Source organism: Streptomyces sp. NPDC051664, from assembly GCF_044453545.1.
Lineage (GTDB): Bacteria > Actinomycetota > Actinomycetes > Streptomycetales > Streptomycetaceae > Streptomyces.
Window position 1 is genome coordinate 655,655 of record NZ_JBITCU010000001.1, and the last position, 17,380, is coordinate 673,034.

Consider the following 17,380-nt stretch of genomic DNA (forward strand, 5'->3'; position numbering starts at 1 on the left):
GCAGGAAGCCATGTCCCTTTCCCGCAGAAACTTCGTCATCGCCACGTCGGTCGCGGCCGGTGGCTCGATGGTCCTCTCCGCCTGCAGCAGCGGCAGCACGGCCGGCAAGGGCAACAAGGGTGGCGGGCACGGCGGTGCCGACAAGTACACCGGCGCCGTCGTCGTCGGCACCAAGGAGGACTCCACCGGTCCCGCACCCGAGGTCGAGGGGGCGAAGAAGGGTGGCACGATCCGCGGCATAGCCCCGGACGACTTCTCCCACCTCGACCCGCAGCGCATCTACTTCTCGTGGAACTCCGCGGTCGGTGACCTCTTCATCCGCTGCCTGACCGGCTACAAGATCGCGGCGGACGGCTCGATGAAGCTCGTCGGTGACCTCGCCACCGACGCCGGCACCATCGGCGACGGCGGAAAGTCCTGGACCTTCACGCTGAAGGACGGTCTGAAGTGGGAGGACGGCAAGGAGCTCACCGTCGAGGACGTGCGCCACGGCATCGAGCGCGGCTTCGCCAGCTTCACCACCGAGGGCGCCACCTACGCCCAGACCGCACTGACCGGCAGCACCGACTTCCGGTCGAAGTACAAGGGCCCGTTCAGCGGCAAGCACCTCGACTCGGTCGTCACCGACGCCGCGGCGAAGACCATCACCTTCAAGCTCGCCGAGGCCCGTCCGGACTTCAACTTCACCCTCGCGATGAGCTCCTACGGTGCCGTCCCGGTCAAGGGCGACAGCAAGGAGAAGTACGACAAGGACCCGGTCTCGTGCGGTCCGTACCGCATCAAGAGCCACGCCGTCGACAAGTCGATGACGCTGGTGCGCAACCCGCAATGGGACCCGAACACGGACTCGATCCGTAACGCCTACCCGGACAGCTTCGTGTACGAGTTCGGTCCGGAATCGCTCCCGGCGACGGACCGCATGATCGCCGACGACGGCGACGACCAGTACGCGGTCATGGCGTACAGCGGTGTCCCGGCCGAGCGCATCCAGAAGGTCCTCACCGACCCCGAGCTGAAGAAGCGCACCTTCAACGGTCTGCTGACCGGCATCTACTACTACGCCATCAACACCAAGCGGATCACTGACCTGAAGGTGCGTCAGGCACTCATCCACGCCTGGCCGCTGGAGCAGATCCGCAAGATCTACGGTGGCCCGTCGGCCGGTGACTACGCGACGTCCATCCTCAGCCCGGACATCCTCGGCTACGCCCATGACGACGTCTACGGCAAGCTGAAGAAGCCGCAGGGCGACCCCGAGGCGGCCAAGAAGCTGCTGAAGGAGGCGGGCAAGGAGGGCCAGAAGGTCGTCTACGCCTTCCCGCAGAGCAACACCTACGACAAGACCAAGGTCGTCATCGAGAACGCACTCAAGGCGGCGGGCTTCGACCCGGTCATCAAGCCGCTGGACTCGACCAGCTACTACGACCAGGTCCAGCAGATCGACAACAAGTTCGACGTGATGTGGTTCGGCTGGTCCCCGGACTGGCCGACCGGCTACACCCTGGTGCAGCCGCTGTTCGACGGCGGCACCATCGCCAACGGCTCCAACAACATCTCGCAGCTGAAGGTCGACTGGGTCGACGCGGCGATCAAGAAGAACGTCACCATCGCCGACCCGGCAGCGGCCGGCAAGGCCTGGGCCGCGCTGGACAAGCGGATCATGACGGAGGAGGCGCCGATCATCCCCGAGACGTTCCAGCGCCGCTTCTACCTGTACGGCTCGAAGGTCGGCGGCGCCATGTTCCACCCGCTGTGGTCCTCGGCCGTCTTCTACAAGCTGTTCGTGAAGGCCTGACGCCCACACTCCCGAGGCGGGGCGCCCCTGCGGCGCCCCGCCCGCTCCCCTCCCCCTCGTCGGCGTCTGCCAGGGAAATCCATCGCCATGTTCCGCTTCCTCATCCGCCGGGCAATCGGCGCACTGGTCATCCTGCTGATCATCAGTGCCATCACTTTCGTCCTCTTCTACGTCGCACCACGCGACCCGGCCCGCGTTGCCTGCGGCAAGGTGTGCACGCCCGAGACGCTGGCACTGGTAAAGCGCAACCTCGGCATCTCCGACCCGCTGCCCGTGCAGTACTGGCACTGGCTGCGTGCCGTCTTCGTCGGCCGGGACTACACCTCCTTCGGGCACTGCCCCGCGCCGTGCCTCGGGTACTCCTTCCACAACCGTGAGCCGGTCCTGGGCACGATCATCGACCGCTTCCCGACGACCCTCTCCCTCTCGGTGGGCAGCGCCGTCATCTTCGTGATCTTCGGTGTGGGCACCGGCATGCTGGCCGCGGTCCGGCAGGGCAAAGCGGTCGACAAGGTTGCCTCCTCGGCCTCCCTCATCTTCTCCTCGATGCAGATCTACATCGTCGGTGTCGTCGCCATGTACTACCTGGCGGACCAGTGGCACATCCTCAGCCGTCCCAAGGACGTCCCGTTCACCGAGGACCCGGCCGGCTGGTTCCAGGGACTGCTGCTGCCGTGGTTCGTGCTGGCGCTCATCTTCACCGCCAACTACACACGCATGGCCCGCTCCCAGCTCGTCGAGACGCTGAGCGAGGACTACGTGCGCACGGCACGCGCCAAGGGCCTGTCCCGGCGTACCGTCTTCTTCCGGTTCGCCTGGCGGGGCGCCATGGGGCCGATCGTCACCATCTTCGGACTGGACCTCGGCCTGCTCCTCGGCGGCGCGATCATCACCGAGAAGACCTTCGGACTGCACGGTATCGGCGCACTCTCCATCAAGGCCGTCCTCGACAACGACCTGCCGCTGCTGCTCGGCGTCGTCCTGGTCGCGGCAGCAGCGATCGTCGTCTTCAACATCATCGTCGACGCCGTCTACGCCCTCATCGATCCACGCGTCCGCCTCGCCTAGGGAGAGATCCAGTGAGCACCCCCTTCCTCTCCGTACGCGATCTGCGCGTGCACTTCTCCACCGAAGACGGCATGGTCAAGGCCGTCGACGGGCTGTCGTTCGACGTCGAACGGGGCCGCACGCTCGGTATCGTCGGCGAGTCCGGTTCCGGCAAGTCCGTCACCAACCTGACGATCCTCGGTCTGCACCACCCCGAGCACACCGAGATCGAGGGGGAGATCCTGCTCGACGGGCAGGACCTGCTCACCGCCTCGGAGCGGGAGCTGGAGCGGCTGCGCGGCAACAAGATGGCCATGATCTTCCAGGACGCACTGGCCTCCCTCTCGCCGTACCACACCATCGGGAAGCAGATCTCCGAGACGTACCGCAAGCACACCGGCGCCTCCAAGCGGGAGAGCCGGGCCCGGGCGATCGAGATGCTCACCAAGGTGGGCATCCCGCAGCCCGATCTGCGGGTCGACGACTATCCGCACCAGTTCTCCGGCGGTATGCGCCAGCGCGCGATGATCGCCATGGCGCTGGTCTGCAACCCGGAGCTGCTGATCGCCGACGAGCCGACCACCGCGCTGGACGTCACCGTGCAGGCCCAGATCATCGATCTGCTCAAGGACCTCCAGCAGGAGACCGGCACCTCGATCATCTTCATCACCCACGACCTCGGTGTCATCGCCGACATCGCGGACGACGTGCTGGTGATGTACGGCGGGCGGTGTGTGGAGCGCGGCACCAAGAAGGAGGTGCTGCGGGCGCCCCAGCACCCGTACACCTGGGGCCTGCTGGGGTCGATGCCAACCCTCGAGGGACCGGTCGACGTGCCGCTGTCGCCGATCCCCGGCACCCCTCCGAGCCTCCTCAACCCGCCGACCGGCTGCCGGTTCCACCCGCGGTGCTCGTTCACCGAGCAGGTCGGCGGCGCGCGCTGCGCGACCGACCAGCCACCGCTGGAGCTGGTGGCCGGACGCGGGGCCGCCTGCCACCTCACCGCGGAGCAGCGCACCCAGTTCTTCGCCGACTTCGCCGGCACCCGGCCCAACTGACGTACAAGAGACGGGACATCCCCACTATGAGCAGCACCGATCCCCTCCTGGACGTCGCCGGACTCACCAAGCACTTCCCGATCAGGGGCGGCTTCCCGATCCGCCGGACGGTCGGCGCGGTGCAGGCCGTGGACGGACTGGACTTCACGGTCTCCGAGGGCGAGAGCCTGGGCCTGGTAGGCGAGTCCGGCTGCGGCAAGTCGACCACGGGCCGACTGGTCACCCGGCTGCTGGAGCCGACCGGCGGCAAGATCTCGTACCGCGGGCAGGACATCACCCACGCCTCGCGGCGCGAGTTGGCGCCGGTCCGCTCCGAGATCCAGATGATCTTCCAGGACCCGTACGCCTCGCTGAACCCGCGGCAGACCGTCGGCAAGATCGTCGCCGGACCGATGGAGATCAACGACATCGACCCGCCGGGCGGCCGCGAGGCGCGCGTACGCGAACTGCTGGAGACGGTGGGGCTCAACCCGGAGCACTACAACCGCTTCCCGCACGAGTTCTCCGGCGGTCAGCGCCAGCGCATCGGGGTGGCCCGGGCGCTCGCCCTGGAGCCGAAGCTGATCGTCGCCGACGAGCCGGTCTCGGCGCTGGACGTGTCGATCCAGGCGCAGGTGGTGAACCTGCTGCAGAAGCTGCAGAAGGAACTGGGCATCGCGTTCCTGTTCATCGCGCACGACCTCGCCGTCGTACGTCACTTCTCGCAGCGCGTCGCGGTGATGTATCTCGGCCGGATCGTGGAGATCGCCGACCGGGACGATCTGTACGGCAACCCGCGCCACCCGTACACGAAGGCGCTGCTCTCCGCCGTGCCCGAGGCGACTGCCGACGACGTACCGGCCCGTGAGCGGATCCGGCTGGCCGGCGATGTGCCGTCTCCGGTCAACCCGCCGTCGGGCTGCCGGTTCCGCACCCGCTGCTGGAAGGCGACGGAGAAGTGCGCGAGCGAGACGCCGCCGCTGGTACGCATCGAGGGCAGCCGGGACGGCCATCTGACGGCCTGCCACCACCCGGAGGGCCCCGGCACCGTCTCGTCCGTCCCGCGGGCGCGTACGGCCCAGGGCGCGGCGAGCCCGGCCGGGAAGAACACCGAGGACCCCAAGGCCGGGGGCTGACACCCCTGCCCTCGCCCCGGAGGGGCCGGGCGGAGACGGATCCGATCGGTCCTCCATCCGCCCGGCCCCTCCGGCCCGAGAAACCGAGCACGTCGGCCCATTGACCCGAGCCACCTGCGAGCCCGGTTCCCGGGACATGGGAAAGGCGCCCGGAACCGATCGGTTCCGGGCGCCTTCGTGTCTGCGCCTTCGAGCAGAACTACGCCGCGTGCACGACGTCCTTCTCCTCGGCGAAGTGGCACGCCGACTCGTGCGCGGCCGGGGTGTCCGAGGACTTGAAGCGCTCGGGAATCGCCAGCAGCGGCACCTCCGTCGCGCACTGGTCCTGGGCCTTCCAGCAGCGGGTGCGGAAGCGGCAGCCCGACGGCGGGTTCGCCGGCGACGGGACGTCACCGGTGAGGATGATCCGCTCGCGGCCCTCACGGGCCTCCGGGTCCGGAACCGGGACCGCCGACAGCAGCGCCTGGGTGTACGGGTGCGTCGGGTGGTCGTAGATCTGCGTGTCCGTACCGATCTCGGCCATCTTGCCGAGGTACATGACGCCGACCCGGTCCGAGATGTGCCGGACGATCGACAGGTCGTGCGCGATGAAGAGGTAGGAGAGGTTGAACTCGTCCTGCAGCTTCTCCATCAGGTTGATGACCTGCGCCTGCACCGACACGTCGAGCGCGGAGACCGGCTCGTCGCAGATGATGATCTCCGGGTTGAGCGCGAGGCCGCGGGCGATGCCGATGCGCTGGCGCTGACCGCCGGAGAACTGGTGCGGATAACGGTTGATGTACTCCGGGTTGAGACCCACGACATCCAGGAGGTCCTGCACCTTGCGGCGCCGGTCGCCCTTGGGTGCCACCTCGGGGTGGATCTCGAAGGTCTCCCCGATGATGTCGCCGACCGTCATCCGCGGGTTGAGCGAGGTGTACGGGTCCTGGAACACCATCTGGATGTTCCGGCGTACAGCCTTCAGCGCGCGGCCGGACAGCTTGGTGATGTCCTGGCCCTTGTAGAAGACCTCACCGGCGGTGGCCCGCTCCAGCGTCATCAAGAGCTTGGCGACCGTGGACTTGCCACAGCCGGACTCGCCCACGATGCCGAGCGTCTCGCCCTGGTACAGGTCGAACGAGATACCGTCCACGGCCTTGACGGCACCGACCTGCTTCTTGAACAGGATGCCCTGGGTCAGCGGGAAGTGCTTGACCAGGTTGCGGACCTGGAGGATCGGCTCGCCCTGCGACACCGGTGCCTCGATGGCGGCAACGGCCTCCGCCTCGGTGGCCGCGTCGACCGTCTCCACTTCGGTGACGTTCGGGGTGGCGTCCACGGGCTCCTTGTCGATGTCAGCCATGGATCGTCTCCTTCCAGAAGTGGCAGGCGCTGCCGCGGCCGGCCAGCTCGGTGCCGTCCTGCTCGGTCACCGGGCGCAGGGCCGGGATGTCCGTACGGCAGATGTCCTGTGCCATCGTGCAGCGCGGGTTGAAGGCACAACCCGTGGGCACGTGGAGCAGGTTGGGCGGCAGGCCCTTGATCGCGAAGAGCTCCTGGCCCTTCTGGTCCAGCCGCGGGATCGACTCCAGCAGACCCTTGGTGTACGGGTGTGCCGGGCGCTTGTAGATCTCGTGGACCGGGGAGGTCTCGACGATCCGGCCCGCGTACATCACGGCGATCTTGTCCGCGACGTCGGCGACGACACCGAGGTCGTGCGTGATCAGGATGAGACCCATGTTGTACTCGCGCTGGAGCTCCGCGAGGAGGTCCATCACCTGGGCCTGCACGGTCACGTCGAGCGCGGTGGTCGGCTCGTCCGCGATGATCAGGTCCGGCTCCAGGGCAAGCGCCATGGCGATCATGATGCGCTGACGCATACCGCCGGAGAACTGGTGCGGGTAGTCCGAGACCCGGGCCCTGGCGGCCGGGATCTTGACCTGGTCCATCAGGTCGATGGCCTTGGCCTGCGCGTCCTTCTTGGACATGCCCTGGTGGACCCGGAACATCTCGCCGAGCTGGTAGCCGACGGTGAGGACCGGGTTCAGCGAGGAGAGCGCGTCCTGGAAGATCATCGCGATCTTCTGGCCACGGATCTGCCGACGCTCCTCGTAGGACATCTTCAGCATGTCCTGGCCGCGGAAGAGGATCTCCCCCTGAGGGATCTTGCCCGGCGGCATGTCGAGGATGCCCATGATGGCCTGCGCCGTCACGGACTTGCCGGAGCCGGACTCACCGAGAACGGCGAGCGTCTCCCCTGCGTCCACGCTGTAGTTCACACCGTTGACGGCCTTGACCACGCCGTCACGGGTGTGGAACTCCACGTGCAGGTCACGGACTTCGAGCAGCGGGCCGACGTGGTCGTCACCCGAGCGCGGGGACGGGACTTCGGCGGTCTTGTCGATGGTAGTCACGTACGCCCTCCTTATCGCGACTTCGGATCGAGGGCGTTGCGGACGGCTTCGCCGAGCATGATGAACGCCAGAACGGTGATGCTGAGCATGATCGACGGGTACAGCAGGATGTGCGGGGCCACGCGGATCTGGCTGGAGCCGGCGGCGATGTCGCTGCCCCACGAGATCGCCGGATCGGCGAGTCCCAGACCCAGGTAGGACAGGGTCGCCTCGGCCGAGATGTACACACCGAGCGAGATGGTCGCGACGACGATCACCGGGGCCATGGCGTTCGGCAGGATGTGCTTGAACAGGATCCGGGACGTGCCCGCACCCAGAGCCCTGGCCGCCTGGACGTAGTCCGCCTGCTTGATGGTGATCACGGCACCGCGCATGACACGCGCGATCTGCGTCCAGCCGAGGAACGCGAGGGCGAGGGTCACGCTCCAGACGGTGCGGTCGGTGAACGCCTGCAGGACCACCATGGCGCCGAGCAGGAAGGGCAGGCCGAGGAAGACGTTGGTGAACCCGGACAGCAGCGCGTCGATCCAGCCGCCGAAGTAGCCGCCCAGCATGCCGATCAGGCCACCGAACACGGTCACCAGCGCGGTGACGGCGATTCCGACGGTCACCGAGGCCCGGGCGCCGTAGATGACACGCGCGTAGACACTGCGGCCCTGACCGTCGTAACCCAGCCACTCGGTCGAACCGACCTTGCCGAGCTCGGGCTTGCCGAGGAAGTGGTGCGCCAGGTCGCTGAAGGTGGGCGAGGCGCCGGTGAACAGCCCGGGGAACACCGTCATCACGAGGAGGATCAGGATGAGGACGGACGAGATGACGAAGTACCAGTTGGTGCGGAGGTCGACCCACGCGTCGCCCCAGAGGCTGCGGGCCTTCTCGGCCTTCACGGCCACCGGCTCCGCCGCTGCGGTCTTCGGGTCCTCGGTCGCGGGTGCGGTCTTGATCACGTCAGGCATAACGGATCCTCGGGTCCAGGACCGCGTACAGCAGGTCGACGAGCAGGCTCATGAAGAGGTAGACGATCACCAGTACGGTGACCAGGCCCACCAGGGTGGTGCCCTCGCGCCGGACGATCGACTCGTAGATGGTGCCGCCGATGCCCTTCACGTTGAACAGGCCTTCGGTCACGACCGCGCCGCCCATCAGGGCACCGAGGTCGGTACCGAGGAAGGTGATGACGGGGATCAGCGAGTTGCGCATCAGGTGCACACCGATGATGCGGCGCTTGGGAAGTCCCTTGGCCACGGCGGTACGCATGTAGTCCGAGCGCAGGTTCTCGGCCATCGTCGTACGCGTCAGTCGCGCCACGTACGCGAGGGAGAGCGATCCCAGCACGATGGCCGGGGCGAGCAACTCGTCCCACTTGGCATCGCCCGACACGTTCGGTTCGATCCAGCCGAGCTGGAAGGCGAACACCGTCTTGATGATGAAGCCGAGGACGAAGACCGGCATCGAGATGATCAGCAGGGTGAAGACCAGGATCGCGTTGTCCGAGAGACGGCCGGCGCGCAGCCCGGCGATCATGCCGAGGCCGATGCCGAGAACGATCTCGAAGAGGAACGCCATGCTGGCCAGTCGCAGGGTGACCGGGAACGCCTCACCGAGTACGTCCGTGACCGGACGACCGCTGGCTATCTGATTACCGAAATCAAAATGCAGGACGATACCTGTCATGTAATTCCAGTACTGCTGCAGGATCGGCTGATCCAGCCCCAGTTGGTGCCGCATCGCGGCCAGGGTGGCAGGGTCAGCACCCTTGTCTCCGAAGAGTCCCCGCACGGGGTCGCCGGGCAGTGTGTAGACCATCAGGAAGATGAGCAGGGTTGTCCCGATGAAGACCGGGATCATCTGGAGCAGTCGTCGTGCGACATAGCGCCCCATGGTGCCTCCATGTAAGTGGCAAGCGGCAGCCGACGGGCCCTCCCCCGTCACCGACCCCCTGTGGGGTCGTCGGTGACGGGAAAGGGCCCCCCGGCCACGGCGTGCAGGCTGGTCCGGAACCGATGTCAGTGTCGGTCCCGCACCGGCCCGCGGACTACGTCGGTGGTTACTTCTTGACCTGAACCTGAGTCAGGATCGGGTCGCCGTCCTGCGCGTACTGGACGTTCTGGACCTTCTCCGAGTAACCGGCGTTGACCTTGTAGTACCAGAGCGGGATGGTCGGCATGAAGTTGACCAGCTCCTTCTCGATCTCCTGGTACCCCTTGACCGACTCGTCGAGCGTGGCGGCGGAGTCCGCGGCCGCGATCTTCTTGTCGAGGTCCTTGTTGGAGAAGAAGCCGTTGTTGCCGGCCGCACCCGTACGGAACAGGTCACTGATGAAGTTCGCGTTCACCGGGTAGTCGAGCACCCAGCCGCCGCGGTAGAACGACTTGACCTGCTTGGCGTCACGGGCGTTCAGGTCGGCCTGGAAGTCGGCCTTCGAGTCACCGGCGCACGCGACGCCGGTCGCCTGGGTGATGCTGTTGCAGACAGCCTCGACCCATTCCTTGTGACCACCGTCGGCGTTGAACTGGATGTAGATCTTGTTACCCGGAACACCGCCGCCCTCCTTGATGAGAGCCTTGGCCTTCGTCGGGTTGTACGTGGTGACGTCACCCGCGACGTTCGGCTGGTAGCCGAGAACACCCTTGGCGACCCAGCCCGTGGCCGGCTCGCGGGTGCCCTGGAGCACCGTCTTGGTGATGGTGTCGCGGTCGATCGCCATCGACAGGCCCTGCAGGACCTTCGGGTCGGTGTTCTTCCACTGCTTGGTGTACATGGCGACACCGAGCGTCTGGATCGCGGAGTACGGCTTGTCCACCGCGCGGTCACCGAGGTCGGACCGGTAGACCGGGAGGTCCTTCGGCGCGATCTGGCGCAGCACGTCGACGTTGCCGGACTTCAGGTCCTCGTAGGCGGTCTCGAGGGTGGTGTAGTTCTTGAAGATCACACCACCGTTCTTCGCCTTGTCGGGACCCTTGTAGTCGTCGTAGCGGACGACCTTGATCTGCTTCTTGTGGTCCCAGCTGACGAACTTGTACGCGCCGTTGCCGACCGGCTTCTCACCGGCGGCCTTCGGGTCCGCGTAGAAGGACTCGGGCAGCGGCGAGAAGACCGTGTAGCCGAGCTTGTACGAGAAGTACGGCAGCGGGTTGTTGAGCTCGATGGTGAAGGTGTAGTCGTCGACGACCTTCAGACCCGACATGGCGTCGGCCTTCGGCTTGGCCTTCTCGTCCTCGGGGTGGACGTCGGCGAAGCCCTTGATGTCGGCGAACCAGGACGCGTTGGTCTGGGCGTTCTTGATGTTCGCGGCCCAGTTCCACGCCTTGACGTAGGACTCGGCGGTGACCGGCGTTCCGTCGTGGAACTTCCAGTCCTTCTTGAGCTTGACGGTCCAGAGCTTGCTGTCCTTGGTGTCGACAGACTCTGCGTTGACCATCACGAGCTTGCCGGCCGGGTCGTAGTCGACCAGCTGCGAGAAGATCGCGTCGGTGACGATGCTGCCGTTCGACTCCATCGTGTTCGCCGGCTGCAGCGGGTTCTGCGGCTCGCCGACCTCGACGGAGAAGATGCCGTTGGCGTTGACAGCACCCTTGCCGCTGTCGTCGTTGCCCTTGCCGCTGTCGCTACCGCCACCACAGGCGGTCGCAGCCAGGGCGATGAGTGCCGCTCCCGCGACCCACTTGGCGCTCTTGGCACCACGCATGGGTTTCCTCCTCATGAGTCCACTTTTGACTACAAGAAAGGCACTGGCGTGATACACCGACACCCCTGACGGTGATCGTTTCAGTGCCTCGAGTGTGCTCGTGAGTCGGCACTCCCCACAGTGCGTGACCCATTGACCCGAGCTCAATGGAGCCAACTATTAAGTACGCCCGGGCTGTAAACCACACTTAAAGGGTCTCGGTTTGACAACATCGACCGGGCATGGTTGACCGAAATCCGGACAAAGCGATCCCAGACAGACACCCGCGAAACGGACCGTTAACACATGTTCCGGAGAGCGACGCCCGATATCCGGACACCCCGGACAGGAAATCGAGTTGACGAAAAGCCCGGGCCCCCACAGTGTCTGCGGGGGCCCGGGCCTGGTGTCAATGGGGCGTACGAGATCAGCGCTTGGCGCGCGACGCGGAGCGGCCGCGCTCCTTCTGGTCCAGGACGACCTTGCGGATACGGACCGTCTCCGGGGTCACCTCGATGCACTCGTCGTCGCGGCAGAACTCCAGCGACTGCTCGAGCGACAGCTTGCGGGCGGGCACCACGTTCTCCGTGGTGTCCGCGGAAGCCGCACGCATGTTGGTGAGCTTCTTCTCCTTGGTGATGTTCACGTCCATGTCGTCGGCGCGCGAGTTCTCGCCGATGATCATGCCCTCGTAGACCTCGGTGGTGGCCTCCGTGAAGATGACACCGCGCTCCTGGAGGTTGACCATGGCGAACGGCGTCACGACGCCCGCACGGTCCGCCACCAGCGAGCCGTTGTGACGCGTGCGCAGCTCGCCGAACCACGGCTCGTGGCCCTCGAAGAGGGAGTGCGCGATGCCCGTGCCGCGGGTCTGGGTCAGGAACTCCGTACGGAAGCCGATCAGGCCGCGGGACGGGACGATCCACTCCATGCGGACCCAGCCCGAACCGTGGTTCGTCATCGTCTCCATGCGGCCCTTGCGGGTCGCCATCAGCTGCGTGATCGCACCGAGGTGCTCCTCGGGGGAGTCGATCGTCATGCGCTCGATCGGCTCGTGCGTCTTGCCGTCGACCTGCTTGGTGACCACCTGCGGCTTGCCGACGGTGAGCTCGAAGCCCTCGCGGCGCATGGTCTCGATGAGAATGGCCAGGGCGAGCTCACCACGGCCCTGGACCTCCCAGGCGTCGGGGCGCTCGGTCTCCAGGACACGGAGCGAGACGTTACCGACCAGCTCCCGGTCCAGACGGTCCTTGATCTGCCGGGCAGTGACCTTGTGGCCCTTGCCGCCCTTGCCGACCAGCGGCGAGGTGTTCGCACCGATGGTCATCGAGATGGCCGGCTCGTCGACCGTGATCAGCGGCAGCGCGATCGGGTTCTCCGGGTCGGCCAGCGTCTCGCCGATCATGATGTCCGGGATACCGGCGATCGCGCAGATGTCGCCCGGACCGGCCTTCTCGGCGGGCTTACGGGTGAGCGCCTCGGTCATCAGGAGCTCTGTAATGCGGACATTGGACATCGAGCCGTCGCGCTTGATCCACGCGACGGTCTGGCCCTTGCGCAGCTCGCCCTGCTCGACACGGCACAGCGCGATACGGCCGAGGAAGTTGTCGGCGTCCAGGTTGGTGACGTGGGCCTGGAGGGGCGCGTCGTCGTCGTACTCCGGGGCCGGGACCGCGGAGAGGATCGTGCTGAAGAACGGCTCCAGGCTGTCGCTGTCCGGAGGGACGGTACCGTCCTCCGGCTTGGTCAGCGAGGCGACGCCGTCACGTGCACAGGCGTAGACGATCGGGAACTCGATCTGGTCCTCGTCGGCGTCCAGGTCCAGGAAGAGGTCGTACGTCTCGTCGATGACCTCGGCGATCCGGGAGTCCGGACGGTCCGTCTTGTTGATGCAGAGGATGACCGGCAGCTTAGCCGTCAGCGCCTTGCGGAGCACGAAGCGGGTCTGCGGGAGCGGGCCCTCCGACGCGTCGACCAGCAGGACGACCGCGTCCACCATCGACAGGCCGCGCTCGACCTCGCCACCGAAGTCGGCGTGGCCGGGGGTGTCGATGATGTTGATGGTGATGACGTCGCCGCCATCCTTCGGGTGGTACTTCACCGCCGTGTTCTTGGCGAGGATCGTGATGCCCTTCTCACGCTCCAGGTCGTTCGAGTCCATCATGCGGTCGTCGAGGTGCTCGGCGGCGTGCGCCGCGAAGGCGCCGGCCTGCTTGAGCATGGCATCGACCAGCGTGGTCTTGCCGTGGTCGACGTGGGCGACGATGGCTACGTTACGGATGTCGTGGCGCGTGGGCATGGGTGGCTTGCGCTTCTCTCGGATCGTGGGATCAGGCGTCTTAGTCGGTCTCAAGTCCTGGTACGCCCGCCGGGCGGACGCGCCACGGCTACCCCCCATGGTACGGGGCTGGCGCCGTAGCGGCTTCCCGGGCAGGTGTTACCAGTGACATGAGAGGCGCACCGCTTCACGGGCCGCTGCCGATGCGTGCTTGGTCAGCGGCGTTTCACACCTGATGTCTCCGCCCCCCGCAGCGGTCCAGCTCACCACGTGCCCGACGGTCTGTTCCGGCTGCTTGCCATGACGGCAGGAGTGGCGGAAATCGGTCTCGATCAGCTGTACCGAGCTGAACTCCACAAAGTGACCGACAACGCCACTGATTCTTCCACCGCTGGCGTTCTCGACAGGGGCATACTCCCCTGGTTCGCCCAGCGACGACGTGTCGTCCCCCTTCTCCGCCAGACCGACGTGAACGCCGAGCGCGAGCAGCACAGCGTCGTTGTCCTGCGAGGTCCCGCCGGTCCCTTCGGTCCGTACGGATGCCATGTCCGTACGCAGGCGGCGCATCGGCTCGGTGAACTTGGCTCCCTCGGAGCCGGTGACATGCTGGGGCTCGGTGACCCCGTTGAGCACCCACCGACGCTGGGTGTTAAACCAGGTGTACGTGCCACCTTTGCAGGGCCGGGGCCGTGATTCCGTGACGGGAAGGTTGCCCTTGCCGGTCCTGGCGGCCGTCGGCGAACCCTCCGGCCGCGGCTTCTCGCGGGTGGATCCGTCACTCGACGTACAGGCGCTCATGCCCGTCGCCATGACGGCAGCGGCAGCTACGGCTGCCAGTGTCCTCTTCATGTTTTCGCCCCCGTGGTCATGTCTTCCGGTGAATTTCACCGGTGGTCATGGCCATGGTCCCCGGGGCGGGGCGGACGGACTCGGGACTTGAGCAGCTTCAGAGGTGGGGCTCCGAAGCTGCGGGGCTCTGAGGTGCGGGCTAGGAGTTGGGGCTCCGGGGTGGGGGGCTCTCAGAGGTGGGGGGATGGAGCGGCTACCCGGGTCAACAGGTGCTCATGACCTTGCCCGCCGGGACCGCGGCGGGCAAGAGACTTGAGCCAGTTCTGAGCTTCAGTTGAGGTTCTGACCTGCTACTTCTTACGATTCGCGGGGGAACCGGCCGCTTGCGGCTTCTTGAAACCGATGTCCTGGTAGTGGGGCACTCCGAAGCCGAAGGCACCGACGTTCACGAGCTTCCTGCCGGTGGCCACCAGCTGCGGACGCTGATAGAGCGGAATCGATCCTGCGGCGGCCCAGATGCGAGCGTCGGCCTGCTTCATCAGATCCTGGGCGGCGCCTTCGTCGAGCTCGGAGAGCGCCTCGTCGAAGAGCTGGTCGATGTGGTCCGTACCGACGCGGGTGTAGTTCTGCTCGACGAGCAGCGAGCCGTCGGTGGCGGGCACCGGCTTGGCGAAGATGGGCCGGTCGTCGGTGGCCGGGTAGGCGGTGGCGGGCCAGGAGTACAGCGCCAGGTCGTAGGCGCCCGAGGCGACATGGTCCTTGAAGTAGCCGGCGTCCGCCACCTTGATGATCTCCGTGCGGATGCCGATCGAATCGAGCATGGTCGAGATTTTCTCCCCGACGGCCCGCAGGGACTCCGAGCCGGGACCGGACGGCAGGACGAAACGCAAGGTCAGCGGCTTGCCGTTCTTGCCCAGCGTGTCACGGACGGAGTCGGCGGCCTTGGCCGGAGCCTGGGGGGCCGCAGTGCCCATGGGGGCATAGGCGCCGGCAGCGCCGCCCGGCCCGCGCTTCTGTCCGGTGACCTTGCCGCGGGCGCTCTCGGCGGTGCTGGTGTCGGCGACGGCGCGGGCGGTCGTGAAGGCGTCGGCCTGGCGCAGCAGGGCGGCGCTCTGGACGGCGGCGGCCGGAGCGGGGGCGAGGACGTGGCCGGGGCTGGTGTCCTCGTCCTCGCGCGGCTTGTTGTCGTCGCCGGGCTTGTTGTCGTCGGCCTTGTCGGCCTTCGCGGCCTTGTCGGCCGTTTCCGCCTTGCCGTGCTCGCCTCCCTTCACCTTCTCGCCCTTGCTGCCCGCCTTCGTACCGTCGGACTTCTTCATCGCGCCGCCCCGCGTCCAGCCGGCGTCGGCCAGCAGCGCCTGCGCCTTCTTGGTGTCCTGCTCACCGAGTGCGCCGCTGTTGTCCTCGTATCCGGGCTGTCCGGCCAGCGCGAGGTGGCTGCCGAGCGGTGCGGCGGGCAGGCCGAGCGGCCCAAGTACGGTGTCGACGAGCTCCTGACGATTGAGGGCGCGGGCCACGGCGCGGCGCACCCGTTCGTCGGCGAGCGGCCCGGACTCACCGTTCAGCGCGAGCTGCGTGTAGGCGGGCTCCAGCGACTTGCGCACGGCATAGTCGCGCAGTCCGTCCTGCTCGGTGGCGTACACCTCCGCGGCTTTCCGGGTCTTCTCCCGGCTCGCCCGGGCGGCCGCCGCGGCCTTCTCGTCGGAGCCGTGCGCCAGGGCCCAGGAGCGCAGTGCGGCGGCGGGGCCGATCGCGGAGCCCGGGCCGTGGGTGAGCGGCTGGCCGTTCCCTCCCTTGTCGCGCGCCGCGGCCACGATCCGGTGCGCCGCCGCGGCGTCGATGTCGGCGATGTCGACCTTGCCGCCGACCAGTGCCTGGACCCGGTCCTGCGGCTTGACCGCCCGGAAGACCAGCGAGTCGAGCTTGGCCGGGCTGCCCCACCAGTGCGGGTTGCGGGTCAGGGTGACGGTGCCCGCGCCCTTGTTCACGCTGCGCAGCCGGAACGGTCCTGAAGTGGCCGCGAGGGTGGTGCGCGCCCGGTCGTTGAAGGCGGCCGGGGAACTGGTGACCTGCTTCGGGTACAGCGGGGAGAAGAGGGAGCGCCAGTCCCCGTACGGCTTGGCAAAGGTGACCCGGACCTCCAGGTCGGTCTTGCCGCGCTCGATCCGCTCGATCCGGTCGTAGCCGGCGTTGCGGGCGGTCCAGAACGCCGAGTCCTTGCCGCTCAGCGCGCGCCACTGGGCGACGAAGTCGGGGGCGCCGATCTCCCGTCCGTCGCTCCAGACGGCCTGCTGGTCGAGCCGGTAGAGCACGACCTGCTTGGGCTCGCGCTCGATGACCTTCGCCGATTCCAGGTAGTCGGGGTTCATGTGGGGGGTGCCCTTGGTGTCCAGCGGGAAGAGCGTCGGCAGCAGGGCCCCGGTGATGCGCGTGGTCGCGGCGTCGGCGTCCGCCTGGAAGGCGTTGAGGGTGGTGGGCATCGCGTCGATCGCCCAGTTGACCGTGCCTCCGTCGGCGACCAGATCCCGGCCGGCCGCGGCGACATCCTGTGGCACCACGATGGCGACGGTGGTCACCCTGTCCGAACTGGTGCACCCGGCCACCGCGGGGATCGTGAGCACACCCGTCGCGAGGAGCGCGAGCGAGCGGCGCTTTCGGACTGTCCCGCGCGGGACGCCGACGTGGGACATGGCTGATACCTCCGGGGCCGGCCCGGTCCACCCGCGCACGGATGGGCCGGATTGTGCTTTTTAGTGGCATTTGCAGTTGATCACACTGGTTCCGCTCATCCACTGAAGGTGCCCACGCGCGAGAGTCGGCACCGACACGGCGCACCGGGCCCGAACCTCACCCGGGCGGCGGAGCGTCCGATCAAGACGGAACGGCCCGCTCTCTTCCCAAAGGAGATGTGACGCGCGACACTCGCATGCGCATGAGCATTGCCACCCGCGACCGCGGAAGTGAGAGCAAGTCATGTCACTGCACGACGAGTTGACAGCTGTTCGGCACTGTCTCGACGACCTGGCCCGCACCGTCGCACGGCTGGAGCGGAGCCTCGCGCAGCTGCGCACGGCCGAAGCCGGTCCGCAGCCGCCCGGCGCCGCCGGTGGCACCGACCCCGCCGACGGCGCCGTCACGGTCACCGGCGTCATCACGATCACCGAGGCGCCGTACGACGCCACCCTGTGGACGGACTCGGACGACGAGGGTCTGGGCGTCCGCGGCAGGCACGCCCCCTAGG

General features: G+C 67.2%; 13 protein-coding genes. 5 read left to right on the forward strand and 8 right to left on the reverse strand.

Annotated features, from left to right (window positions below):
• The first annotated feature begins 10 nt into the window (after positions 1 to 10).
• The 4 genes from ACIA8E_RS02955 to ACIA8E_RS02970 all read left to right on the forward strand — a co-directional run bounded on the left by ACIA8E_RS02955 (position 11) and on the right by ACIA8E_RS02970 (position 5,015).
• Positions 11 to 1,795, forward strand: coding sequence for an ABC transporter substrate-binding protein (locus ACIA8E_RS02955; protein ID WP_399293578.1), 1,785 nt, complete (start codon positions 11 to 13; stop codon positions 1,793 to 1,795).
• 87 nt (positions 1,796 to 1,882) lie between these two features.
• Complete coding sequence (locus tag ACIA8E_RS02960; protein WP_329161108.1) at positions 1,883 to 2,863, forward strand: ABC transporter permease; 981 nt, start codon at positions 1,883 to 1,885, stop codon at positions 2,861 to 2,863.
• Positions 2,864 to 2,934: 71 nt separating this feature from the next.
• Positions 2,935 to 3,900: an ABC transporter ATP-binding protein gene (locus ACIA8E_RS02965; protein WP_399293823.1), complete on the forward strand. Its 966-nt coding sequence runs from the start codon at positions 2,935 to 2,937 to the stop codon at positions 3,898 to 3,900.
• Positions 3,901 to 3,926: 26 nt separating this feature from the next.
• On the forward strand, positions 3,927 to 5,015 hold the full coding sequence (locus tag ACIA8E_RS02970; RefSeq protein ID WP_399293581.1) for an ABC transporter ATP-binding protein: 1,089 nt from the start codon (positions 3,927 to 3,929) through the stop codon (positions 5,013 to 5,015).
• 199 nt (positions 5,016 to 5,214) lie between these two features.
• Here the strand turns inward: ACIA8E_RS02970 and ACIA8E_RS02975 are convergent, their stop codons facing one another.
• The 8 genes from ACIA8E_RS02975 to ACIA8E_RS03010 form a co-directional block, all read right to left on the reverse strand.
• Positions 5,215 to 6,357, reverse strand: coding sequence for an ABC transporter ATP-binding protein (locus ACIA8E_RS02975; RefSeq protein WP_399293584.1), 1,143 nt, complete (start codon positions 6,355 to 6,357; stop codon positions 5,215 to 5,217).
• Positions 6,350 to 7,408 carry an ABC transporter ATP-binding protein gene (locus tag ACIA8E_RS02980; RefSeq protein WP_399293587.1) on the reverse strand — a complete coding sequence of 353 codons (1,059 nt, stop codon included), beginning with the start codon at positions 7,406 to 7,408 and terminating at the stop codon, positions 6,350 to 6,352. Before ACIA8E_RS02980 ends, ACIA8E_RS02975 begins: the two co-directional genes overlap by 8 nt.
• Before the next feature lie 11 nt (positions 7,409 to 7,419).
• Positions 7,420 to 8,364 carry an ABC transporter permease gene (locus tag ACIA8E_RS02985; RefSeq protein ID WP_399293589.1) on the reverse strand — a complete coding sequence of 315 codons (945 nt, stop codon included), beginning with the start codon at positions 8,362 to 8,364 and terminating at the stop codon, positions 7,420 to 7,422.
• Entirely contained in the window at positions 8,357 to 9,289 is a 933-nt protein-coding gene (locus ACIA8E_RS02990; protein ID WP_399293592.1) for an ABC transporter permease, read from the reverse strand. The genes ACIA8E_RS02985 and ACIA8E_RS02990 overlap by 8 nt, the downstream gene beginning before the upstream one ends.
• Before the next feature lie 166 nt (positions 9,290 to 9,455).
• Positions 9,456 to 11,096, reverse strand: a complete 1,641-nt coding sequence (locus ACIA8E_RS02995) for an ABC transporter substrate-binding protein (RefSeq protein ID WP_399293595.1) — start codon at positions 11,094 to 11,096, stop codon at positions 9,456 to 9,458.
• A gap of 406 nt (positions 11,097 to 11,502) precedes the next feature.
• Entirely contained in the window at positions 11,503 to 13,374 is a 1,872-nt protein-coding gene (gene typA / locus ACIA8E_RS03000) for a translational GTPase TypA (RefSeq protein WP_327126628.1), read from the reverse strand.
• 138 nt (positions 13,375 to 13,512) lie between these two features.
• Positions 13,513 to 14,202 (reverse strand): hypothetical protein, encoded by a 690-nt coding sequence (locus ACIA8E_RS03005; RefSeq protein WP_399293598.1) that lies wholly within the window; start codon positions 14,200 to 14,202, stop codon positions 13,513 to 13,515.
• A gap of 290 nt (positions 14,203 to 14,492) precedes the next feature.
• Complete coding sequence (locus ACIA8E_RS03010) at positions 14,493 to 16,829, reverse strand: ABC transporter family substrate-binding protein (protein WP_399293601.1); 2,337 nt, start codon at positions 16,827 to 16,829, stop codon at positions 14,493 to 14,495.
• Positions 16,830 to 17,112: 283 nt separating this feature from the next.
• Between ACIA8E_RS03010 and ACIA8E_RS03015 the strand changes: the two genes are divergently transcribed.
• Positions 17,113 to 17,379: a hypothetical protein gene (locus ACIA8E_RS03015; protein ID WP_399293604.1), complete on the forward strand. Its 267-nt coding sequence runs from the start codon at positions 17,113 to 17,115 to the stop codon at positions 17,377 to 17,379.
• Position 17,380 lies beyond the last annotated feature (1 nt).